The following is a 22,009-nucleotide window of genomic DNA, read 5'->3' on the forward strand; positions in this document are numbered from 1 at the left end:
GATATGCATCGGTTATACGTGCACAAGAAGTAATAATGATTGCAGCGCGGCGGCTTTGTTTTCAATTTCTTGCCACTCACGCTGTGCATCAGACCCCGGCACAATTCCCGCTCCGGCGTACAGCCGTATTGTTTTTCCGCTGATTTTTGCACAGCGTAGCGCAACGCAAAATTCACTTTGTTGACGAGAGAGATAACCTGCGGAACCGGCATACCACTCGCGGCGAAAGGGTTCATGGCGCTCGATAAATGCCCAGGCCTGGTGGCGCGGCAACCCCGCCACCGCCGCTGTCGGTTGCAGCATTTGCAGGCACAGAGCGTCATCCGGCGTGTGCAGATTCGCCCAAATGCAGCGACGCAAATGCTGCACATTACGCAGCCGGACAACCTGCGGTGGCAGGACCTGTATGGTGTCGGTTTCCTGCTGCAACCGCTGGCAGATATCCTCCACGACCAGCATGTTTTCGCGCTGGTTTTTATCATCCTGCATTAGCCAGGAAGCCAGCGCTGCGGCCTGCTGGTCATCGTTATGGCTGGCGACCGTGCCCGCCAGGGCTTCGGTACGCAACGCACAGCCGCGCCGGCGCCATAAACGCTCCGGCGAAGAGCCTAAAAAAGCATGTTCTGCGTCAAAGGCCAGCATAAAGTGAAAACAGTGGTGATTTAACCGACGGCTGGCGGCCATCAGCGCCGCGCACTGCACTGCGCTGGCAAAATGGTAATCTGTCGCTCTGGCGAGCACGACCTTTTCCAGCTCGCCGCGCGCCAGCGTTTCCAGCGCCTGCGCCATCACCTGCTCCCAACCATTGCGATCGGGAAAATGCTGGCGATGCGTGCAGATAGGTGGCGTGCGTTCAGGGAATTTTGCCGGACGAAGCGCAGCAAGAAAAGCCGCCGCGCGGGTCGCATCATCGCGCAGGGAGCTGTCGCTAAAAAGATAAAGGCGCAGGAAAGCTCGCCCGCCTTCACGCCGCCACTCCAGGCGTGGCAAGAAAAGCGCGCCCTCTTGCAAATTGAAGGCGTTGAGTCCCCAGACGCGCACATCCTCAGCCTGAGAATTTAAAAATAGCTGCGCATTATGTAACGAGGTGAACGGAAGCAGTTCGCCAAGCGCGGCGGCTTCATCTTCACCGCTACGTTGCTGCCAGTAGAATTGCGGCCAGACGGCCTGGCTTGTCAACCATGCAAGCGGGTCGAAAGCATCATTTAACGGGAAAGGCGCGTCAAAAAAACGCAGGCCGGGCGCATGCGGAAGCTGACCCGCCAGGCAACGGTGAAGCGTTTCCAGCGCCGAGGAAATGGAATGCACAAGTGCCCCTCCCTGTTAAAAACCATACAGTATACAAGGTACTTAGTTTAATAACAGTACCCCCTTCCAGGGAGGGGAAGTGACGTGCCGGTAAGGTTAGCGGCGGGCTAACAGCAGGCCGAGCACGAGGCCAACCGCAGCGCCCACACCGACGCCTTGCCAGGGTTTTTCATGCACGTAATCATCGGCGCGATAAACGGCTTTTTTCGCACGATAATAGTACGTGTCGGATGCGCTACTGACGCGATTTTTTACGTCATTTAGCGCCTGTTCTGCACGCGCTTTTAGTTCAATGTACTTCTGATCGGCAGGATCGCCCGACGAACGAAGGACTTCTTCCAGCGTTTCGCTCAGCAGGGTCAGGTCGTCATCAATATGTGAATCATAAGCGTGATTTGCCATTTTTTGTCTCCATGTTATGCACCTGTCCGCTAACTATAGACAATAGCTGCCGTTTACGCCTGAGGACACTCGCGCGCCATGCCCACGTGCGCGATGCCGTCTTCGTCATAGATATCGGTCACGGGACGAAAACCAAAGCGGTCATAGAACGCTTGCAGATGTGCCTGCGCCCCCAGATAGAGCGCGTGCTGCGGCCAGTTTTGCGCGCAGGTGCGCAGTGCCTGTTCCATCAGCTGATAGCCCAATTTTTCCCCGCGCACCTCGGCGCTGATAATCACCCGGCCAATCACCACTGGCGCGGTATTATCGTGACTTTTCAGAATCCTCGCATACGCCACCAGCTTGTCTGCCTGCCAGCCGAGAATGTGCCGGTTCTCACCTATCAGATCCTCGCCGTCAATATCCAGGTAGGGGCACGTTTGCTCAACGATAAACACTTCACAACGCAGCTTTAACAGGGCGTAAAGCGCGCTTGTGGTTAATTCAGAATGGTGCAAATCCTGCCAGCGAATCATCCGCTCTCCTCAGAGGTACTGGTGGTCAATACAAAAGCCGTCACCGGCCTGGTTAGGGTATACTCGACTGCCTTAGCGTTTGGCAAAGGACAACTCGCACTGTGGAACTGATTTTTCTGGGTACCTCCGCCGGTGTGCCGACGCGCACACGTAATGTTACTGCGATGCTGCTTAATTTACAGCATCCGACGCGCGCGGGGCTGTGGCTCTTTGATTGTGGCGAAGGTACGCAGCACCAGCTGCAACATACGGCGTTTCACCCCGGCAAGCTGGATAAAATTTTTATCACGCATTTGCATGGCGATCATCTGTTTGGTTTACCGGGTCTATTGTGCAGCCGTTCGATGGCAGGCAATGTGCAGCCGCTGCATATCTACGGCCCGGCGGGCATCCGTGAGTTTGTGCAAACGGCCCTGCGCCTTAGCGGCTCCTGGACAGATTATCCGTTGACCATTGAAGAGGTGACGCCAGGGCTGGTTGTTGATGATGGGCTGCGTAAAGTGACCGCCTGGCCGCTGGCGCACCCTGTTGAGTGCTACGGGTATCGCATTGAAGAGCATGATAAACCCGGTGCGCTGGACGCTGCGGCGCTACAAGCGGCGGGCGTGCAGCCAGGGCCGCTGTTTCAGCGTTTAAAAGCGGGCGAAACGGTGACGCTTGCCGATGGTCGCGTGATTAACGGCGCGGACTATCTGGCTGCGGCGCAACCGGGTAAAAAGCTGGCCATCTTTGGCGATACCTCGCCCTGCCCTGAGGCACTGGCGCTGGCGCACGGTGTGGATGTGATGGTGCATGAAGCCACGCTTGAGGCGGCGATGGAAGAAAAAGCCAACAGCCGGGGCCACAGTTCAACGCGCCAGGCCGCGCAGCTCGCGGCAGATGCGGGCGCAGGCAAACTGATTATTACCCATATCAGTTCACGCTATGACGCACAAAGCAGCCAGGCGCTGCTGGCAGAGTGCCGCGCGACCTTTTCGCAAACTCAGCTGGCGGAAGATTTTCTGGTTGTTCGTATCTGATGTGATATTGAACACTCTACTTTTTCCTCAGAATGCCGATAAGTATATATACGCAGGTATTTCCTATTGAGGGCAAGATGGATAATTTCCAGAAAGACATCGATGACAGGGCGAATCTTACTCTGTCGAACCGTTTTGAGCTGTTGCTGTTTCGCCTTGGCACATCGTTACATGCCGACAAATCTGAACTTTTTGGTATTAACGTGTTTAAATTGCGCGAAATCGTTCCGATGCCTGTGTTTACACGCCCTGCGGGAATGAAAGCGCCGCTGCTGGGGATGGTGAATATCCGCGATCAGGTGATCCCGGTCATCGATCTGGCGGCAGTCGCCGGGTGTAAGCCGACCACCGGCCTGAATATTTTGCTGATTACCGAGTACGCCCGCAGCGTGCAGGCGTTTGCGGTGGAGTCGGTCGAGAATATTACGCGCCTGGACTGGAAACAGGTGCACACGGCGGAAAAAGCCATCAACGGACGCTATATCACCAGTATTGCCTGCCTGGATGACGAAAAAGATACCAACAACCTGGCGATGGTGCTGGATGTGGAACAGATCCTGTACGATATCACTCCTGCCGATCATCAACTGCACGGCGAACACGTGCCGGATAAGAAGTTCAATATCAAGCCAGGCGCTGTCGCTATCGTTGCGGAAGATTCGAAAGTTGCCCGTGTCATGCTGGAAAAGGGTCTCAACTCAATGGAGATCCCCAACGACATGCATATCACCGGTAAAGATGCCTGGGAAAAAATTCAGCTGCTGGCTCAGCAAGCCGAGGCAGACGGCGTACCGGTGAGCGATAAAATCTCGATGGTGCTGACCGACCTTGAGATGCCGGAAATGGATGGCTTTACCCTGACCCGCCTGATTAAAACCGATCCACGCCTGAAAAATATTCCGGTCGTTATTCACTCTTCGCTCTCCGGTAGCGCCAACGAAGATCATGTGCGTAAGGTGCAGGCGGATGGTTATGTGGCGAAATTTGAGATAAACGAACTCTCAGCGGTTATCCAGGAAGTGCTGGATCGCGCGGCGAACAATATTCGCGGCCCGTTGATTAGCCACCATCAGCTAAACGCCCAGCCGCTGCTGGCGAAGTAATTCAGCCGAAAAAAAACCGCCGGGTTTGCAGCCCGGCGGTTTTTTTGTGCGCGTTACGCGATTACATCAGCGGCATCGCCAGCTGCACCACGCTTATCAACGGCTGCGGATAGATACCCAGCACCAGCACCAGCAGGGCTGAAATCAGCACCACAATACCGCCTGCGCTGTAGGCCCAGTCGGATGGCGCATCACGGTTAAGCTGCTGCGGCGCGCTCAGATAGAGACTCACCGCCACACGCAGGTAGTAGTACAAACCAATCGCTGAACCCAACACCACCGCGGCGGTCAGCCACCACAGATGCGCCTGCACACCCACTGCGAGGATATAGAACTTACCGATAAAGCCTAAAGTCATCGGGATACCGGCCAGCGACAGCATCATCACCGTCATCACCGCCGACAGAATCGGACGGTGCCAGAACAGGCCACGGTAGGAGTACAGCGAGTCTGCATCCGGGCCGCGATACGGGCTGGACATCAGGCTAACCACACCAAACGCGCCGAGGCTGCTGAACAGGTAACCGGCCAGGTAAACGCCCACGGTTTCCATCGACATCTGCCCGCTTTGCAACGCAATCAGCGCCACCAGCAGATAACCCAGATGCGCAATGGAGGAGTAACCGAGCAGACGTTTGATGTTGGTCTGGCTCAGCGCCATCAGGTTACCGAAGAGGATGGAGGCGAAGGCGATAATACCCAGCACCACGCGAACCGCCTCGTTGTCACCCACCGGCGCGTAGAGGAACAGACGCATCACCACACCAAAGATAGCAATCTTGCTGGCGGTGGCGAGGAAGGTCGAAACCGGCGCAGGCGCGCCCTGGTAAACGTCCGGCGTCCACAGATGGAACGGTACCAGCGAGAGCTTAAAGCCCAGCCCGACTATCATCATGCCAAGACCGGCCAGCAGCAGCGGCTCATGCAGCATCCCTTCGCCGAGGCTCTTACCGATGGCGGCAAACCCAAGATTACCGGTCTGAGCATAAATCAGCGCAATACCGAACAGCAGGAATGAAGACGCTGCGGCAGAAAGAATGGTGTATTTGATACTGGCTTCCAGCGAGCGTTTCTGGCGGAAGGCGTAGCCCACCAGCCCGAACAGCGGCAGCGAAATCAGTTCAATACCGAGGAACAGCGCCGCCATGTGGTTCGCATTCGCCAGCAGAATACCGCCAAGCGCGGCAATCAGCACCAGCAGATAGAACTCTTCCTGGTTATCGTTATAGCCTTCAAGCCACGGGTAGGCAAAGGTACAGGTGGCAAGACTTGCCAGCAGCACCAGCCCGGTATAGAGCATGGCGAAACCATCGACGCGCATCAGCGGCGTAACATCCATGGCCCCCGCCTGGCCGACGAACCACAAGGAAAGCAGCGCGGCGTTAAGACCAATGACCGACAGCGTGGCGTTGAGGAAATGATTGCGTCGCCACGCGATAGAGAGCATCACAACCACCACCGTCAATCCGACGATCAGCAGCGGCAGCAGCGCAATCAGGTGTTGTGGAGTTAAAGTCATAGCGCTTTACGGCCTTGTAGTAGTAACTGAATTAACAAACCACTGCTGGATATTACCCATCGCAGAATGCGAGGTATCCAGAATCGGCTGCGGATAGAAGCCGAGCAGTACCAGAAGCACCACCAGAACCAAAATCATAAACAGCTCGCGCAGTGATAAACCCGGCAAATCCTGGCTGGCAATTTCGCTTTTCGCTTTACCGAAGTAGGCGCGGTGCAGCATCGCCAGTGAATAGACAGAGGCAAAAACCAGACCGAAGGTCGAGATTACCGTAATCACCGGTACAACCTGGTAGCTGCCGAAGAGGATCATGAATTCGCCAACAAAGTTACCGGTTCCCGGCATACCCAGCGTGGCGACGGCGAAGAACATCGACAGCGCCGGCAGCCATTTAATTTTGCTCCACAAGCCACCCATCATGCGCATATCGCGTGTGTGCAGGCGTTCGTACAGCTGGCCGCAGAGGATGAACAGACCGGCGGCGGAAAGACCGTGGGCAATCATCTGGATAACCGCGCCCTGGTAGGCAAGCTGGCTGCCGGTATAGATAGCAATCAGCACAAAACCCATATGGGAGACGGAGGTATAAGCAATCAGACGTTTGATATCGGTCTGGCTAAAGGCCATCCACGCGCCGTAGAAGATGCCAATCACACCAAGCCACATGGCAATGGGCGCAAACTCTGCCGACGCATTCGGGAACAGCGGCAGCGAGAAGCGCAGCAAGCCGTACGCAGCGGTTTTCAGCAAGATCCCCGCGAGGTCAACAGAACCGGCGGTCGGTGCCTGGGAGTGGGCATCCGGCAGCCAGCCGTGCAGCGGCACCACCGGCATTTTCACCGCAAAAGCGATGAAGAAGCCGAGCATCAGCAGGTATTCCACGTTTGCGGACATCGGCGTATCCAGCAGATCTTCATAGTTGAAGGTCCACACGCCGGTCGCGTTGTAGTGCACCAGCACCAGCGCCAGGATAGCAATCAGCATCACCAGACCGCTGGCCTGGGTATAGATGAAGAACTTGGTGGCGGCAGTGATACGCGTCTTCCCGTCAGAGGCTTTATGGCCCCAGAGCGCAATCAGGAAGTACATCGGTACCAGCATCATCTCCCAGAAGAAGAAGAACAGGAACATGTCGATGGCAAGGAACACGCCGATAACGCCGCCCAGGATCCACATCAGGTTGAGGTGGAAGAAGCCCTGGTACTTTTCGATTTCACGCCACGAGCAGAGCACAGCCAGCACGCCGAGGAAACCGGTCAGCACCACCATCAGCAGCGACAGACCGTCGAGCGCGAGGTGAATGCTGATGCCAAAGCGCGGGATCCAGTCCATGCGGAATGTTTCCTGCCATTCAGGGAACCTGGCAGCCTGCAGAGAATAGCCGCCCTGCAACCAGAGTTGCAGAGAAAGCGCCAGCGTCAGTCCCATGGTGATCAGCGCTATCCAGCGAGGCACCTTGACGCCAAAGCGTTCGGTCTGCCAGCAAAGGAAGCCGCCGATGAAGGGGATGAGTATTAGCCAGGGTAATAACATGGCGGTGTATGTCCCTTATATTAATTCCTGTTCAGGCTATCTTACTTGCCAGCCTGAATCCCGGCAGTGCTCGCAATCCTCACGTACTCCAGTACGCTCCGGTTGCTCCGCGCTGGCGGTCTTCAGTCTGACTTCGCCGATGACGCCTGTCTGTCAGGAATACTTACCTAAAATATGTTTTCATCGGGGGTGGTCAGCCACCCCACACATCGCATAACTCAGCGCAATACCATTAACAGTGCCAGTACCACGACAGCACCGATGCTCATCGACGCCACATACCAGCGCAGATAACCGTTCTCACTAAACAGCAGCCCTTTGCCTGCGAAGCGGGAAAGGATCGCCGGTATGTTCATCAGCGCATTCAGCGGGTCGCTCTTCAAAAGCCAGGCTACGCCCAGGAACGGCTTAACGAACACGCGCTCGTAGAGCCAGTCGAAGCCCCAGGCATTAAACCACCAGGTGCCAAAGAAGCGTCCCGGCGCGCTGTTTGCGATGCTCTGCACCAGCGTGCGTTTACCCAGCCACAGCCACGCAGCCAGCAGAATACCGATAACCGCCACCGCGCCGGATGCCACTTCCAGCATCACCACGCTGCCGTGGGCAAGCTCGGTTGTCTCTGGCAACACGCCCGCCAGCGGCGGCACGATCATCGCGCCAATAAAGGTCGACAGCACCAGCAAAACAATCAGCGGCAGGCTATGCGTAATGCCCTTCACCGGGTGTGCGTGGATCTGCTCTTTACCGTGGAAGACGATGAAAATCATCCGGAAGGTATACAGTGAGGTCATAAACGCCCCGACCAGCCCCGCAACCATCAGGTTGATATGCCCGTTCGCCACGGCGCCCGCCAGGATTTCATCTTTACTGAAGAAGCCCGCCGTCAGCAGCGGCAGCGCGGACAGCGCAGCGCCACCGACCAGGAAGCAGGCATAAACCAGCGGAATGGATTTACGCAGACCGCCCATCTTAAAGATGTTCTGCTCGTGATGGCAGGCGAGGATCACCGAACCGGAAGCGAGGAACAGCAGGGCTTTGAAGAACGCATGAGTCATCAGGTGGAAAATTGCCGCGTCCCATGCCTGCACGCCGAGCGCGAGGAACATGTAACCAATCTGGCTCATCGTTGAGTAGGCGAGCACGCGTTTGATGTCGGTCTGCACCAGGGCGGCGAAACCGGCCATCAGCAGCGTCACCGCACCGACTATCCCGACCAGATGCAGCACTTCCGGCGTCATCAGGAACAGGCCATGCGTACGGGCAATCAAATAAACACCCGCCGTCACCATGGTTGCAGCGTGGATCAGCGCAGAAACCGGCGTCGGGCCAGCCATCGCATCGGCAAGCCATGTTTGCAACGGCAGCTGGGCAGATTTACCCACCGCGCCGCCAAGCAGCATCAGCGTTGCCCACATCAGCATGTTGTTGCCGTCGGCGAAATGCTGCGGCGCCAGCTCAACCATCTCGCGGAAGTTCAGCGTACCGAGCTCGTTGTAAAGAATGAACAGCGTGAAGGCGAGGAAGACGTCACCGACACGCGTTACCACAAAGGCTTTGATCGCCGCTGCGCCATTTTTCGGGTCGGTATAGTAGAAGCCGATCAGCAAGTAGGAGCAGAGGCCCACACCTTCCCAACCGAGGTACATTAGCAGCAGGTTATCCGCCAGCACCAGTACCACCATGCTGGCGATAAACAGGTTGGTGTAAGCAAAGAAGCGTGAATACCCCTCTTCGCCGCGCATATACCAGGAGGCGTACATATGGATAAGGAAGCCAACGCCGGTCACGACAGAGAGCATGGTCAGCGACAGGCCGTCCAGCACCAGGTTGAAACCGATATTGAAATCACCGACCGACATCCACGTCCACAGCGGCTGCGCGAACGCCTGGCGGCCATTGTTGAAAAAATCAACGCCAACAATCGCTGTGACCAGCGCGGCAAGACCAATCGAGCCGATGCCGATGGTCGCAGAAATATTTTCTGACCAGCGCCCACGGGAAAAAGCCAGCAGCACGAAGCCAATCAAAGGGAAAATAATGGTTAAGGCGAGCATATTCATCCGCGCATCTCACTTACTGAATCGATATTCAGATTCTGACGGCGACGATGGAGTTGCAGCAGCAACGCCAGGCCAATGCTCGCTTCCGCAGCCGCGAGGCTAATGGCGAGGATATACATCACCTGCCCGTCGGTCTGGCCCCAGTAGCTGCCGGCGACCACGAAGGCCAGCGCGGAGGCATTAATCATGATTTCAAGCCCAATCAGCATAAACAGCAGATTGCGGCGAATAACCAGACCCGTTAAACCTAAAACAAACAAAATCGCCGCGAGGATCAGTCCATGTTGTAAGGGGATCATGCGTGCTCCTCCGTTTTTCTCTTCGCGCGGTCATCAGAGCGATTGCTCAACACTTCGCCCTGCCTGTCTTCACGCCCTACGTGGAAGGCCACAACCAGACCCGCCAGCAGCAGCATGGAAGCCAGTTCCACCGCCAGTACGTAAGGGCCAAACAGCGTGATACCTACCTCTTTTGCACTGATAGCGGTGCCGTCAATGCCCTGATCGTTCACCCCGAGGATGGCGTAAACCACCACCACCAGCAGCACCGCAGAGAGCAGCGCCGGGCCGACCCAGATTTGCGGCGAGAGCCATTTACGCTCCTGCTCAACAACTGCATTGCCGAGGTTGAGCATCATCACCACGAAGACAAACAGCACCATAATGGCCCCAGCGTAGACAATTATCTCCAGCGCACCGGCAAAATGCGCGCCGAGCGAGAAGAAAACCCCGGAGATAGCCAGCAGGGACACAATCAGATACAGCAGCGCGTGCACCGGGTTGGTATGCGTAATGACGCGTATCGTCGTCAGGATGGCGATCAGGCCACAGATATAAAAAGCGAACTCCATTGCCCCTCTCCTTACGGTAACAGGCCCTTGACGTCGATTGGCTTAGCTTCGTTCTCCGCTTCGCCTTTATCTTTGCCGTCGATTGCCATACCTGCCATCCGGTAGAAGTTATATTCCGGGTATTTTCCCGGACCGGAGATCAGCAGATCCTCTTTTTCGTACACCAAATCCTGACGTTTGTATTCGCCCAGCTCGAAGTCCGGGGTGAGCTGAATCGCCGTTGTCGGGCACGCTTCTTCACACATCCCGCAGAAAATGCAGCGCGAGAAGTTGATACGGAAAAACTCCGGATACCAGCGCCCGTCTTTGGTTTCTGCTTTTTGCAGCGAGATACAGCCTACCGGGCAGGCTACCGCACAGAGGTTACAGGCAACGCAGCGCTCGGCTCCGTCCGGATCGCGCGTCAGCACGATACGGCCACGGTAGCGCGGCGGCAGGTAAACCGGCTCTTCCGGATACATGCGGGTTTCGCGTTTTGCAAACGCGTGCAGGCCAATCATCCAGATACTACGGACCTGGGTGCCGAAGCCCACGATTAATTCTTTTAAAGTCATGGTCTTTTCACCCCTTATTGCGCCTGCCAGAGAATGACAGCCGCCGTTGCCAGCAGGTTGACCAGCGTCAACGGCAGGCAGATTTTCCAGCCGAAGGACATTACCTGGTCATAACGAGGACGCGGTAATGACGCACGGATCAAAATGAACATCATCATAAAGAACGCGGTTTTCAGCGCGAACCAGATGAACGGCGGTAACCACGGGCCTTGCCAGCCGCCAAAGAACAGCGTGACCATCAGCGCGGAAATTGTAACGATACCGATATATTCACCGACGAAGAACAGACCAAACTTCATCCCGGAGTATTCGATATGGTAACCATCCGCCAGTTCCTGTTCGGCTTCTGGCTGGTCAAACGGGTGACGGTGACACACCGCCACGCCTGCGATAGCGAAGGTGACAAAACCAAAGAACTGCGGGATCACGTTCCAAAGCCCGGCCTGGTTGTTCACGATATCGGTCATATTAAATGACCCCGCTTGCGCCACCACGCCCATCAGGGAGAGGCCAAGAAACACTTCATAACTGAGCGTCTGCGCAGATGCGCGCATTGCGCCCAGAAGCGAGTATTTGTTGTTGCTCGACCAGCCCGCGAACAGCACCGCGTACACCGCAAGACCTGCCATCATCAGGAAGAACAGGATGCCGATGTTCAGATCAGCCACCACCCAGGTAGGGCTGACCGGCACGATAGCAAACGCTAACAGCAGCGAGGTGAACGCAATCATGGGCGCGAGGGTGAAAATCACGCGATCTGAGAAGCGCGGGATCCAGTCCTCTTTGAAGAACATCTTGATCATGTCCGCCACCAGCTGGAGCGAACCACCCCAGCCTACGCGGTTCGGCCCGTAACGGTTCTGGAACAAACCGAGCAGACGACGTTCGCCAAAGCTCATAAACGCACCGCAGGTGACGACCACCAGCAGGATCACGACAGCCTTCAGAATGCTTAACAGAATGTCGATAACATCCGGCGTTAACCAACTCATGCTTGCGCCTCCTGCAGATTTTCAAGTCGCGCCCCGGCCAGTACCGGCGCAATGCCCGGCATCCCCATCGGCAGGCCAACCTGCCCGGGCGCCAGCCCTTCGGAAACTTGCAGCGGCAGGCTGATGGTTTGCCCTTCCCAGCTAAAGGCTATCTTCGCGCCGACATTGACGCCAAGTTTCGCGGCATCCGCCGGGTTGAGCTTGATATACGGCTGCGGCATACGGCTCTGGAAAACAGGCGAGCGCTGCGACAACTCATCGCTACCAAACAGGTGATAGTACGGCGCGATACGCCAACTGCCTTCCTGGGCGCTAAACGCCGCCGGAATAGTCGTGAAGTAATCCAGCGCGCCTTCAGAGGCTTCAATCAACCGCACGCCAGGATCGCCGTGGCGTAAGTGACCGCCCACTTCAGCCTGGAATTTGTTCCATGCCTGCGGGGAGTTCCAGCCTGGCGCCCAAGCGAACGGGATCTGCGAACGCGGCGCGGACGGCTGGTTGTTCCCTTCCATCGAGAAGGCGAACATGGTGTCGATATCCTGCGGCTGACGCGGCTCGTGCACGCTGATATTGGCGCGCATTGCGGTGCGCCCGCTGTAACGGTGCGGTTCACGCGCCAGTTTCTGACCACGGATACGGAAGCTGGCATCCGGCGCGGCGTCTTTAATACCGGCCAGCTGCGGCAACGCCTGGATAGCGGCATCAATCACATGATCAAGCTGCGTCCAGTCCACTTCGCGGTTTTCCAGCGTGCTGTGCAGCGAGTGCAGCCAGCGCCAGCTTTCAAACATCACCGTTTTGCTGTCGTAATAGGCCGGGTCGTAGACCTGGAAGAAGCGCTGCGCACGGCCTTCGTTATTGATAACCGTCCCGTCGCTTTCGGCAAAGCTTGCCGCAGGCAGCACGAGGTGCGCGTTTTCCATAATCGCCGTGCGCTGGTGGTCAACCACCATCACCAGCGGCGCTTTCGCCAGCACTGCGTCAACGCGTGCGGCGGACGCATGGCGATGCAGATCGTTTTCCAGCACCACGACCGCGTCGGCGCGACCGCTTTCCAGCTCATCCAGCGCATCATCCAGGCTGCCACCGCCAATCATGCCAAGCCCCATGCTGTTCACGGAGCGGGCAATCATGGTGATGCCGACGTCAGCGCCACGGCCTTTCAGTGCTTTGGCCACGTTTGCCGCCGCATAAATCACATCCGAGCTACCGGCGTTGGTACCGGAGATAATCAGCGGTTTTTTCGCCCCGACCAGCGCCTGGACGATGACATCAATTTTGCTTTGCAGGTCGCTGCTAAGCCCTTCTACCGCGGGCGCGCTGTCGTCCAGCGCATGAGCAATAGCAAAACCTAAACGCGCCTGGTCTTCAACCGGCGCGCGGTAGGTCCACGCGGCGATATCGTCCAGACGGGTGTTATCAACGTTAGTCACAAACAGCGGATGTTTAGCGCGCTGACCGATGTTCATGATGGCGGCAATCTGCCAGTCGGCTACTTTCTGCGCGGCGGCCATTTCACGGGCTTTGCCCTTCACCGCCTGGCGCACCGCTAACGCCGCGCGCGCGCCGGTCTGGGTGATATCTTCACCGAGGATCAGCACCGCATCATACGATTCAATTTCGCGCAGCGCCGGGGTGTGAACACCGCCCTCGCGCAGCACTTTCAGCGCCAGTTCCAGACGCTGCTGCTCGCCGCGGGCAATCCCGGTGTAGAAATTCTCCGCACCGACTAACTCACGCAGCGCAAAGTTGCTCTCGACGCTGGCGCGCGGAGAACCAATACCGATGACTTTTTTCGACTGACGCAGAATATCCGCCGCACCCTGCATCGCCTGCTCGGCGTTGAGGGTTATCAGATCGTCGCCACGGCGCTGCACCGGCTGGCGCGGCCTGTCTTTCAGGTTCACATAGCCATAACCAAAGCGACCACGGTCGCAGAGGAAGTAGTGGTTAACGGTGCCGTTGTAGCGGTTTTCGATACGACGCAGCTCGCCATAGCGTTCGCCAGGGCTGGTGTTACAACCCAGCGAACACTGCTGGCAGATGCTCGGCGCAAACTGCATGTCCCACTTACGGTTGTAGCGCTCGGAGTGCGTTTTATCCGTAAACACCCCGGTCGGGCAGATTTCCACCAGGTTGCCGGAGAACTCGCTTTCCAGCGTGCCATCTTCCGGGCGGCCGAAATAGACGTTGTCATGCGCGCCATAGACGCCAAGATCGGTGCCGTCGGCATAGTCTTTGTAGTAACGCACGCAGCGATAGCAGGCGATGCAGCGGTTCATTTCATGGGAGATGAACGGCCCCAGATCCTGGTTGCGGTGGGTACGTTTGGTAAAACGATAGCGACGGAAGCTGTGACCGGTCATCACAGTCATATCCTGCAGGTGGCAGTTACCGCCCTCTTCGCAGACCGGGCAATCGTGCGGGTGGTTGGTCATCAACCACTCGACGACGCTTTCGCGAAACTGCTTCGCTTCGTCATCATCAATAGAGATAAAGGTGCCGTCGGATGCCGGTGTCATACAGGACATCACCAGGCGGCCACGCGTGTCTTCCGCGTTTTGATATTGCTTCACCGCACACTGGCGGCACGCACCGACGCTCCCCAGCGCCGGATGCCAGCAAAAGTAAGGAATATCAAGGCCTAAAGAGAGACACGCCTCAAGAAGGTTGTCTGCTCCATTTACCTCGTATTCTTTGCCGTCTACATGAATAGTAGCCATTAGCATGCTTCCAGTTGGCCCGAATAACCGTCACTTCTGATGCTTGACGTGTTGCCACAGCGCGAAGTGTTGGTTACTTCTCAGGCATTAATCGAAATTTTTCCAGCTCTCGCAAATGGGCGAGTGAGCACAATTACCAGCGCGCTTTCAGCAGATTTGGCTGGATCCCGCCAATCGCATGGGTATTGCTGAACTGCTGTTTGATCCCCGCTTCGAATTCTTCGCGGAAATATTTAATCGCGCTCTGTAACGGCTCAACAGCACCCGGCGCATGTGCGCAGAAGGTTTTACCCGGCCCGAGGAATCGACACAGTTGCTCAAGTGTTTCGATATCGCCCGGCTGGCCTTCGCCACGCTCCAGCGCTCGCAGAATTTTTACGCTCCACGGCAAACCATCGCGGCATGGCGTACACCAGCCGCAGGACTCGCGGGCGAAGAACTCTTCCAGGTTGCGAACCAGGCCGACCATACCAATCTCATGGTCAACGGCCATCGCCAGCGCCGTCCCCAGACGACTGCCCGCCTTGCCGATGCTTTCGAACTCCATCGGCAGATCAAGGTGCGCTTCGGTCAGGAAGTCGGTGCCCGCACCGCCCGGCTGCCAGGCTTTGAATTTCAGGCCATCGCGCATGCCGCCCGCGTAATCTTCCAGAATCTCACGCGCGGTCGTGCCGAACGGCAGCTCCCACAGGCCCGGGTTTTTTACCCGCCCGGAGAAGCCCATCAGCTTGGTGCCAGCATCTTTGCTGGTAGAGATGTTTTGATACCATTCGACGCCGTTCGCCAGAATTGCCGGCACGTTACATAAGGTTTCGACGTTATTTACGCAGGTCGGTTTACCCCAGGCACCGGAGGTCGCCGGGAACGGCGGCTTGGAGCGCGGGTTTGCGCGGCGGCCTTCCAGCGAGTTAATCAGCGCGGTCTCTTCACCGCAGATATAACGCCCGGCGCCGGTATGCACGATAAGCTCAAAGTCAAAACCGCTGCCGAGGATATTTTTACCCAGCAGCCCCGCTTCGGTGGCTTCGGCGATGGCGCGACGCAGGTGCACCGCCGCCTCGATATATTCACCGCGCAGGAAGATGTAGCCGCGATAGGCTTTCAGCGCGAAGGCCGAGATAAGCATACCTTCCACCAGCAGGTGCGGCAGTTGCTCCATCAGCAGGCGGTCTTTATATGTGCCCGGCTCCATTTCATCCGCGTTACACAGCAGGTAACGGATGTTCATGGACTCGTCTTTCGGCATCAGGCTCCACTTCAGACCCGTGGAGAAGCCTGCGCCGCCGCGGCCTTTCAGACCGGAGTCTTTGACCGCGTTGACTATTTCGTCCGGCGCCATGCCGGTCAGCGCTTTACGCGCGCCCGCATAGCCGTTTTTGCTCTGGTATTCCTCCAGCCAGACCGGCTGTTTGTCATCACGCAAACGCCAGGTTAGCGGGTGGGTCTCGGGAGTACGGATAATGTTTTTCATTTATACCGCTCCAGTAAGTCAGGGATTGCGTCCGGCGTCAGATGACTGTGCGTATCTTCGTCAATCATCATGTTCGGGCCTTTGTCGCAGTTACCCAGGCAGCAGGTCGGCAGCAGCGTAAAGCGGCCGTCGAAGGTAGTCTGGCCTGGTTTTATCTTCAGATGGCTTTCGATGGCCGACTGAATGCCCTGGTAGCCGGTGATATGGCACACCACGCTGTCGCAGTAGCGGATGACATGGCGACCAACCGGCTGGCGGAAGATCTGGCTGTAGAATGTCGCCACGCCTTCGACGTCGCTCGCCGGGATGCCCAGCACGTCAGCGATGGCATGAATCGCGCCGTCCGGTACCCAGCCACGCTGCTTCTGAACTATCTTCAGCGCTTCAATGGACGCCGCACGCGGGTCTTCGTAGTGGTGCTTTTCGTGCTCAATTGCCTCACGCTCTGCCGCACTCAGCTCAAAAGCCTCGGTTTGTGGTTGTTGATTCTCGTGCATAATTAGCGGTCCACATCTGACATAACAAAATCGATACTACCTAAATAAACGATCAGGTCGGATACCAGGCTGCCGCGAATTGCCGACGGAATTTGCTGCAAGTGAGCAAAACTCGGGGTGCGCACACGGGTACGGTAGCTCATAGTGCTGCCGTCGCTGGTCAGGTAGTAACTGTTAATACCCTTGGTTGCCTCAATCATCTGGAAGGATTCGTTGGCCGGCATCACCGGACCCCACGACACTTGCAGGAAGTGAGTAATCAGGGTTTCGATATGTTGCAGCGTGCGCTCTTTTGGCGGCGGCGTCGTTAGCGGATGATCGGCTTTGAACGGGCCTTCCGGCATGTTGTTGAGGCACTGCTCAAGGATACGCAGGCTCTGGCGCAGCTCTTCGACTTTCAGCATCACGCGGGTGTAACAGTCGCTGACGCCGCCGCCCAGCGGCACTTCAAAGTCAAAGTTTTCATAGCCAGAATAGGGGCGCGCTTTACGCACGTCGAAATCAATCCCCGTCGCGCGCAGGCCAGCACCGGTGGTGCCCCACTCCAGCGCCTCTTTCGCGCCGTAAGCGGCAACGCCCTGGCTGCGGCCTTTAAGGATGGTGTTGCGCAGCGCGGCTTTCTCGTAGGAAGCCAGGCGTTTTGGCATCCAGTCGAGGAACTCACGCAGCAGGCGATCCCAGCCGCGCGGCAGGTCGTGCGCCACACCGCCGATGCGGAACCAGGCCGGGTGCATACGAAAACCGGTGATAGCTTCGACCAGATCGTAAATCTTCTGCCGATCGGTAAAGGCGAAGAAGACGGGAGTCATCGCGCCCACGTCCTGAATAAAAGTCGAGATATACAGCAGGTGGCTGTTGATGCGGAACAGTTCCGATAGCATGACGCGGATAACGTTGACGCGATCCGGCACGGCAATGCCTGCCAGTTTTTCCACTGCCAGCACATACGGCATCTCGTTGACGCAGCCGCCGAGGTATTCGATACGGTCGGTATAAGGGATGTAGCTGTGCCAGGACTGGCGCTCGCCCATCTTCTCAGCACCACGGTGGTGATAGCCGATATCCGGTACGCAGTCGACAATCTCTTCGCCGTCCAGCTGAAGAATAATACGGAACGCACCGTGCGCAGAGGGGTGGTTCGGGCCGAGGTTGAGGAACATAAAGTCCTCGTTTTGCGTGCCGCGTTTCATGCCCCAGTCTTCTGGCTTAAAGGTCAGCGCTTCCATTTCAAGATCCTGCTTCGCTTTAGTCAGCTCAAACGGATCGAACTCGGTTGCGCGCGCCGGATAATCTTTACGCAATGGGTGTCCCGTCCAGGTCTGCGGCATCATGATGCGCGTCAGGTGCGGGTGACCGTCAAAGGTAATACCAAACATCTCCCAGGTTTCACGCTCGTACCAGTTGGCGTTCGGGAAGAGTTTGGTAAAGGTCGGCACATGCAGATCGTTTTCAGACAGCGCCACTTTCAGCATGATGTCGCTGTTGCGATCGATGGAAATCAGATGATAGAAAACGGAAAAATCCGCGGCGGGTAACCCGGCGCGGTGCGTACGCAGACGTTCGTCCATGCCGTGTAAGTCATACAGCATGACGTAAGGTTTTGGCAGTTTCTTAAGAAAATCGCCAACTTCCAGCAATTGCTCACGCTTTACCCAAACGACGGGTACCCCGGTGCGGGTCGCCTGAACAGTAAAGGCATCCGGCCCAAAACGGTTGCGCAATTCGCCAATGACCGGATCGTCCATATGATCCCTGGTCTGCAATGCGGCATCTTGCGCAGTTAAATCGGTCATATTGTTCACCATTGCAAAAGTTCCGTGGTGACTGCCGGGTATGGCTTCGCGTTATTGGATTATTGAAATGCGAAGTACTTTCCATTACCCGCAGGCGCAAATTAAATCTCGTCCGGCGTACGAAGATTGGTTACGGCAATGCGTTCGCCACGCTTACGCTCACGTTCAGACTGCATATTGGCGCGATAAACGCCCTGATCGCCGACCACCCAGGAGAGCGGACGGCGCTCTTTTCCAATCGATTCCTGTAACAGCATCAGCGCCTGCATATACGCTTCAGGGCGCGGCGGACAGCCGGGGATATAGACATCCACCGGGATAAATTTATCGACGCCCTGCACCACGGAATAGATGTCGTACATGCCGCCAGAATTCGCGCAGGCGCCCATGGAGATAACCCATTTCGGCTCCAGCATCTGGTCATAGAGGCGCTGAATAACCGGTGCCATTTTGGTAAACGGCGTACCGGCAACCACCATCAGGTCAGCCTGACGCGGCGAGGCACGCAATACTTCCGCACCAAAACGCGCAACGTCATGCACCGCAGTGAATGACGTCACCATCTCGACATAGCAGCATGAAAGCCCAAAGTTATAAGGCCAAATTGAGTTTTTACGCCCCCAGTTAACCATATCGTGCAGCGCATGTTCGAGCTTGCCCATATACACGCTGCGGTTGATTTCTTGTTCCAGGGGGTCAGTTACGATCTCCTGTTTTTGCAGGGGGTAACGGTCGTTCTCACCGTTAGGATCTATGCGGGTGAGCGTATAATCCATCTTATTGCCTCGCGGTTAGCGTTGACGATCAGTGTAGCTGTTAGTCTCAGGGTTGGTTTGCAGACGGCGCGAACGCGCGGGCGTCCAATCCAGCGCACCAATTCGCACCAGATAAACCAGACCTGCCAGCAGCACTAAAATAAAAATTGCAGCTTCGACAAAACCGACCCAACCACTCTCGCGAATGGAGGTTGACCATGCGAATAAATAGAGCGCTTCAACGTCAAAGATGACGAAGAACATGGCCACCAGGTAAAACTTGGCGGACAGACGTAAGCGAGCGGAACCAACGGAGTCGATGCCGGATTCGAAGGGAACGTTCTTGTGCCTCGCGCGTGCGCGGCCACCCAGGTAACGGCCCCCTATGAGCATCAGGCAGCACAGGCCGATGGCGACAATAAGAAAGATAGCGAATGCCCAGTGATGAGCGATGATTTCAGTGGATGTTGACATACGCATTGCTTAACTCAAAAGGTAGCGCTACAACCTCTGCTCTTGCTGGCAGATGGCGCTACATCGATTCACGGGGAGGAATAAAAAACCACACTTTCACTGTGTATAAAGACAAAAACAGCAAAACGATGTGGGTTTTTACTCCTTTCTATAACCTTTTGTCAACTTTAACAAAGGTTTCCTCACATTAGTTAACATCGGCAGAAATTCATTAACATTTAATGCCGTTTTCTTAAACAGCCTTAAATTTTCCCGCAAATGCGGCGGGTGTTGAATCGTGTCCGCCAGGAGCTTCTCTCCTTATTACCCGCTTATTTTGACAGGATTTGGCGCGGATTCCTCCCCCTCTACAGGAGTATTTTCTTGATCTGAGACACGCTTTTGTTAATTCATCGGAAAAAACGGCAACAAAAGAACTTGATTTTTAACATGAACTGCAGGCATGTGAGACTATAGATGATAAAAGAGGGTTCTGCTGAGATGGAGGATAACTTATTGATAGAAAGAATGAATTATGTGAACAAAAATCATTCCGATTATAATTTATACAAAAAAAGAACCGTTGCCAGCGTTTTACCGGCCACCGGTTCATTTTAGCGCTTACATTTTGTTACCAGATTTTAGCCGATTTGTTAGCTAAAATCCCCGGCAGTAATAAGGGAATCCCCTCCCTCATCAGGAGTAGTTCCGCCGTAGTGCCACGGATTCTGGTAGTGTTCCATCGCCTGGAAAATAACCTGCGCGAGTTCGTTCTGGCTATGAGGGTTGCAGCAGAGCAAATATTCTGTGTCAGGCAGCAGCGGCAGGCCATCTGTGCGGCCCAGGACGCGTAAATCAGGGCTCATCATCTCGACAGGCCGCGCCGTCACGCCCAACCCCGCTTTGACGGCGGCTTTGACCGCGGAGAGCGTTGATGCAACATAGGCCATGCGCCAGGGAATACCGGCCTTATTTAAGGCCTCAATGACCATATCGCGAAACGCGCTAGGTTCGTCGAGTAAGACCAGCGGCACCGCCTCGCCTTTTTGCAGCACATATTCCGCAGAGCAATACCAGTGCGTGGGAGAGGTACGCAAAGTCAGGCTGTCAAAATGCCCGGCCCGGTGCGTTGTCACCACCAAATCAACATCATGGTCCTGCAGGCGGTCGCCTGATAACGGATTACGTTTCACGCGCACATCAAGCGCAAGCTTCGGATATACCGAGCTAATACGATTAAGCAGGAACGGTAATATTGTGTCGGCAGATTCATCAGATGCGCCAATCGTTAGCACCCCCTGAAGGTTGCTAAACATTAGCGATGTACATGCTTCGTCATTGAAACGTAAGATCTTTCTCGCATAGCCTAATAACTGGATGCCATGCTCAGTTAAGAGTTTATTACGACCATGACGGGCAAAAAGTTCCTTTCCCACTAGCTGTTCCAGTCGCTGCATTTGTTGACTCACAGCGGACTGGGTGCGACACACTGCGGCCGCCGCCGCAGCAAAGGTGTTAAGATCTGCGACCGCAACGAACGTTCTGAGCAGATCGAGGTCGAGATTCAGTATCGGACGATTTGCATTTATCATAATTTTTCACTTACGGGTTGCTCGCGCGCGGATACCCGGGTTTATGCTGTGCTCGTAAGATTAACTAATTCCATTTTAAAGGTGCATCCAGCAAAGTCATGGCTGGACAGCCTGACTGTAAGTTCTGGTGTTTATAGTTCGCTAACTTATGTAAGCCGAACTTAATCACTATAAATTGCATACTCCCATTCCTTTTGGATATATCAACCATGCTAAAACGTGTTTCTCCTTATTAAGGAGAAAACATTTGTTGAAACATTCGCGGCCATCCATAACCCACCCGTCATATACAATCAGCTTATATGACCATTCAGGAGTAAAACCCAGCAATAACAATTAACTAAAAATAAAAAATAGACCTTATCCGGCTTATGGCTTTTCATCACCACATCTTTTGTTGCCTCCGAGTTTAACCTAAAACCTTTATATTTATAAGCATTATTGCGAATAATCTTAAGTCAGGAATTGTCATGACATGCAAACTAATCTTATTAATATTAGTGAGAATGATCGTAACCATTCTCAATATTAAATAGCTATTAATTAAGATAAGTACGAACTATTAATAACACTTAACAATACATTCACAGTGAACACATTTGCCCTCTTCCAATAAAAATGATTTTCACCCGTCACTATTCACAATTTTCGAATGAATGTGCTGCATTCCCACCCTGAACGCCTGGATACCCTGCGCTACAAACGGTCGTTATCAGTATAAAATAATACCCTGAATGCAATTGCTAACATTAACAACCATCAATAAAACGCTTATCGGTTGAATTACGCAATTTTAAGCAAAACATCCAGCTTTATAAACGCCATATATTACCGGGTTTGGGCAAAATCTTCGTCTGCTAACCCTTCAAA

Annotated in this window: 19 protein-coding genes; 2 read left to right on the forward strand and 17 right to left on the reverse strand. The window is 55.3% G+C overall.

Annotated features, from left to right (window positions below; genetic code table 11):
* Window positions 1-12 precede the first annotated feature (12 nt).
* From menF to ACTU3N_RS16965, 3 genes are all read right to left on the reverse strand, one after another.
* A complete protein-coding gene (gene menF / locus ACTU3N_RS16955) occupies window positions 13-1,308 on the reverse strand; it encodes an isochorismate synthase MenF (RefSeq protein ID WP_443087294.1) in 1,296 nt (431 codons plus the stop codon).
* A 96-nt stretch (window positions 1,309-1,404) separates the two neighbouring features.
* Window positions 1,405-1,710 carry a stress response protein ElaB gene (gene elaB, locus ACTU3N_RS16960; RefSeq protein WP_443087295.1) on the reverse strand — a complete coding sequence of 102 codons (306 nt, stop codon included), beginning with the start codon at window positions 1,708-1,710 and terminating at the stop codon, window positions 1,405-1,407.
* A 53-nt stretch (window positions 1,711-1,763) separates the two neighbouring features.
* Complete coding sequence (locus ACTU3N_RS16965; RefSeq protein ID WP_443087296.1) at window positions 1,764-2,225, reverse strand: GNAT family N-acetyltransferase; 462 nt, start codon at window positions 2,223-2,225, stop codon at window positions 1,764-1,766.
* Window positions 2,226-2,326: 101 nt separating this feature from the next.
* On the opposite strand from ACTU3N_RS16965, the gene rbn reads away from it, so the two are divergent.
* Window positions 2,327-3,244 carry a ribonuclease BN gene (gene rbn / locus ACTU3N_RS16970; RefSeq protein ID WP_443087297.1) on the forward strand — a complete coding sequence of 306 codons (918 nt, stop codon included), beginning with the start codon at window positions 2,327-2,329 and terminating at the stop codon, window positions 3,242-3,244.
* A 77-nt stretch (window positions 3,245-3,321) separates the two neighbouring features.
* Entirely contained in the window at window positions 3,322-4,347 is a 1,026-nt protein-coding gene (locus ACTU3N_RS16975) for a chemotaxis protein (protein ID WP_443087298.1), read from the forward strand.
* A 61-nt stretch (window positions 4,348-4,408) separates the two neighbouring features.
* On the opposite strand, the gene nuoN is transcribed toward ACTU3N_RS16975, so the two are convergent.
* The 14 genes from nuoN to lrhA all read right to left on the reverse strand — a co-directional run bounded on the left by nuoN (window position 4,409) and on the right by lrhA (window position 21,139).
* Window positions 4,409-5,866: an NADH-quinone oxidoreductase subunit NuoN gene (gene nuoN, locus ACTU3N_RS16980; protein ID WP_443087299.1), complete on the reverse strand. Its 1,458-nt coding sequence runs from the start codon at window positions 5,864-5,866 to the stop codon at window positions 4,409-4,411.
* Between the two features lie 6 nt (window positions 5,867-5,872).
* Window positions 5,873-7,399, reverse strand: a complete 1,527-nt coding sequence (nuoM, locus tag ACTU3N_RS16985) for an NADH-quinone oxidoreductase subunit M (protein ID WP_443087300.1) — start codon at window positions 7,397-7,399, stop codon at window positions 5,873-5,875.
* Window positions 7,400-7,617: 218 nt separating this feature from the next.
* Complete coding sequence (gene nuoL / locus ACTU3N_RS16990; protein ID WP_443087301.1) at window positions 7,618-9,459, reverse strand: NADH-quinone oxidoreductase subunit L; 1,842 nt, start codon at window positions 9,457-9,459, stop codon at window positions 7,618-7,620.
* Complete coding sequence (gene nuoK, locus ACTU3N_RS16995; protein WP_000612644.1) at window positions 9,456-9,758, reverse strand: NADH-quinone oxidoreductase subunit NuoK; 303 nt, start codon at window positions 9,756-9,758, stop codon at window positions 9,456-9,458. The genes nuoL and nuoK overlap by 4 nt, the downstream gene beginning before the upstream one ends.
* Window positions 9,755-10,309, reverse strand: coding sequence for an NADH-quinone oxidoreductase subunit J (gene nuoJ, locus ACTU3N_RS17000; protein WP_443087302.1), 555 nt, complete (start codon window positions 10,307-10,309; stop codon window positions 9,755-9,757). The genes nuoK and nuoJ overlap by 4 nt, the downstream gene beginning before the upstream one ends.
* An 11-nt stretch (window positions 10,310-10,320) precedes the next feature.
* Complete coding sequence (gene nuoI / locus ACTU3N_RS17005) at window positions 10,321-10,863, reverse strand: NADH-quinone oxidoreductase subunit NuoI (RefSeq protein ID WP_443087303.1); 543 nt, start codon at window positions 10,861-10,863, stop codon at window positions 10,321-10,323.
* A 14-nt stretch (window positions 10,864-10,877) separates the two neighbouring features.
* Entirely contained in the window at window positions 10,878-11,855 is a 978-nt protein-coding gene (nuoH, locus tag ACTU3N_RS17010) for an NADH-quinone oxidoreductase subunit NuoH (RefSeq protein ID WP_443087304.1), read from the reverse strand.
* The gene (gene nuoG / locus ACTU3N_RS17015; RefSeq protein WP_443087305.1) at window positions 11,852-14,578 is read right to left on the reverse strand and encodes an NADH-quinone oxidoreductase subunit NuoG; all 2,727 of its coding nucleotides are present in this window, start codon (window positions 14,576-14,578) and stop codon (window positions 11,852-11,854) included. Before nuoG ends, nuoH begins: the two co-directional genes overlap by 4 nt.
* A 133-nt stretch (window positions 14,579-14,711) precedes the next feature.
* Window positions 14,712-16,049, reverse strand: a complete 1,338-nt coding sequence (nuoF, locus tag ACTU3N_RS17020) for an NADH-quinone oxidoreductase subunit NuoF (RefSeq protein WP_443087306.1) — start codon at window positions 16,047-16,049, stop codon at window positions 14,712-14,714.
* Window positions 16,046-16,546: an NADH-quinone oxidoreductase subunit NuoE gene (gene nuoE / locus ACTU3N_RS17025; RefSeq protein ID WP_443087307.1), complete on the reverse strand. Its 501-nt coding sequence runs from the start codon at window positions 16,544-16,546 to the stop codon at window positions 16,046-16,048. The genes nuoF and nuoE overlap by 4 nt, the downstream gene beginning before the upstream one ends.
* 2 nt (window positions 16,547-16,548) lie before the next feature.
* Complete coding sequence (gene nuoC / locus ACTU3N_RS17030; RefSeq protein ID WP_443087308.1) at window positions 16,549-18,339, reverse strand: NADH-quinone oxidoreductase subunit C/D; 1,791 nt, start codon at window positions 18,337-18,339, stop codon at window positions 16,549-16,551.
* Window positions 18,340-18,440: 101 nt separating this feature from the next.
* The gene (gene nuoB / locus ACTU3N_RS17035; protein ID WP_443087309.1) at window positions 18,441-19,115 is read right to left on the reverse strand and encodes a NuoB/complex I 20 kDa subunit family protein; all 675 of its coding nucleotides are present in this window, start codon (window positions 19,113-19,115) and stop codon (window positions 18,441-18,443) included.
* Window positions 19,116-19,130: 15 nt separating this feature from the next.
* Window positions 19,131-19,574 carry an NADH-quinone oxidoreductase subunit NuoA gene (gene nuoA / locus ACTU3N_RS17040; protein ID WP_443087310.1) on the reverse strand — a complete coding sequence of 148 codons (444 nt, stop codon included), beginning with the start codon at window positions 19,572-19,574 and terminating at the stop codon, window positions 19,131-19,133.
* Window positions 19,575-20,200: 626 nt separating this feature from the next.
* Window positions 20,201-21,139 (reverse strand): transcriptional regulator LrhA, encoded by a 939-nt coding sequence (gene lrhA / locus ACTU3N_RS17045; RefSeq protein WP_443087311.1) that lies wholly within the window; start codon window positions 21,137-21,139, stop codon window positions 20,201-20,203.
* Window positions 21,140-22,009 lie beyond the last annotated feature (870 nt).

It is taken from the genome of Vagococcus sp. WN89Y, assembly GCF_052220145.1.
Lineage (GTDB): Bacteria > Pseudomonadota > Gammaproteobacteria > Enterobacterales > Enterobacteriaceae > Kosakonia.

Excerpts from the sequence above, each read along its gene's own strand:
- nuoF (WP_443087306.1), bottom strand. The coding sequence starts at position 16,049 with ATGAAAAACATTATCCGTACTCCCGAGACCCACCCGCTAACCTGGCGT.
- nuoG (WP_443087305.1), bottom strand. The coding sequence starts at position 14,578 with ATGGCTACTATTCATGTAGACGGCAAAGAATACGAGGTAAATGGAGCA.
- nuoN (WP_443087299.1), bottom strand. The coding sequence starts at position 5,866 with ATGACTTTAACTCCACAACACCTGATTGCGCTGCTGCCGCTGCTGATC.
- nuoB (WP_443087309.1), bottom strand. The coding sequence starts at position 19,115 with ATGGATTATACGCTCACCCGCATAGATCCTAACGGTGAGAACGACCGT.
- nuoM (WP_443087300.1), bottom strand. The coding sequence starts at position 7,399 with ATGTTATTACCCTGGCTAATACTCATCCCCTTCATCGGCGGCTTCCTT.
- nuoA (WP_443087310.1), bottom strand. The coding sequence starts at position 19,574 with ATGCGTATGTCAACATCCACTGAAATCATCGCTCATCACTGGGCATTC.
- ACTU3N_RS16975 (WP_443087298.1), top strand. The coding sequence starts at position 3,322 with ATGGATAATTTCCAGAAAGACATCGATGACAGGGCGAATCTTACTCTG.
- nuoH (WP_443087304.1), bottom strand. The coding sequence starts at position 11,855 with ATGAGTTGGTTAACGCCGGATGTTATCGACATTCTGTTAAGCATTCTG.
- nuoJ (WP_443087302.1), bottom strand. The coding sequence starts at position 10,309 with ATGGAGTTCGCTTTTTATATCTGTGGCCTGATCGCCATCCTGACGACG.
- nuoE (WP_443087307.1), bottom strand. The coding sequence starts at position 16,546 with ATGCACGAGAATCAACAACCACAAACCGAGGCTTTTGAGCTGAGTGCG.
- lrhA (WP_443087311.1), bottom strand. The coding sequence starts at position 21,139 with ATGATAAATGCAAATCGTCCGATACTGAATCTCGACCTCGATCTGCTC.
- nuoK (WP_000612644.1), bottom strand. The coding sequence starts at position 9,758 with ATGATCCCCTTACAACATGGACTGATCCTCGCGGCGATTTTGTTTGTT.
- nuoC (WP_443087308.1), bottom strand. The coding sequence starts at position 18,339 with ATGACCGATTTAACTGCGCAAGATGCCGCATTGCAGACCAGGGATCAT.
- nuoI (WP_443087303.1), bottom strand. The coding sequence starts at position 10,863 with ATGACTTTAAAAGAATTAATCGTGGGCTTCGGCACCCAGGTCCGTAGT.
- nuoL (WP_443087301.1), bottom strand. The coding sequence starts at position 9,459 with ATGAATATGCTCGCCTTAACCATTATTTTCCCTTTGATTGGCTTCGTG.
- elaB (WP_443087295.1), bottom strand. The coding sequence starts at position 1,710 with ATGGCAAATCACGCTTATGATTCACATATTGATGACGACCTGACCCTG.
- ACTU3N_RS16965 (WP_443087296.1), bottom strand. The coding sequence starts at position 2,225 with ATGATTCGCTGGCAGGATTTGCACCATTCTGAATTAACCACAAGCGCG.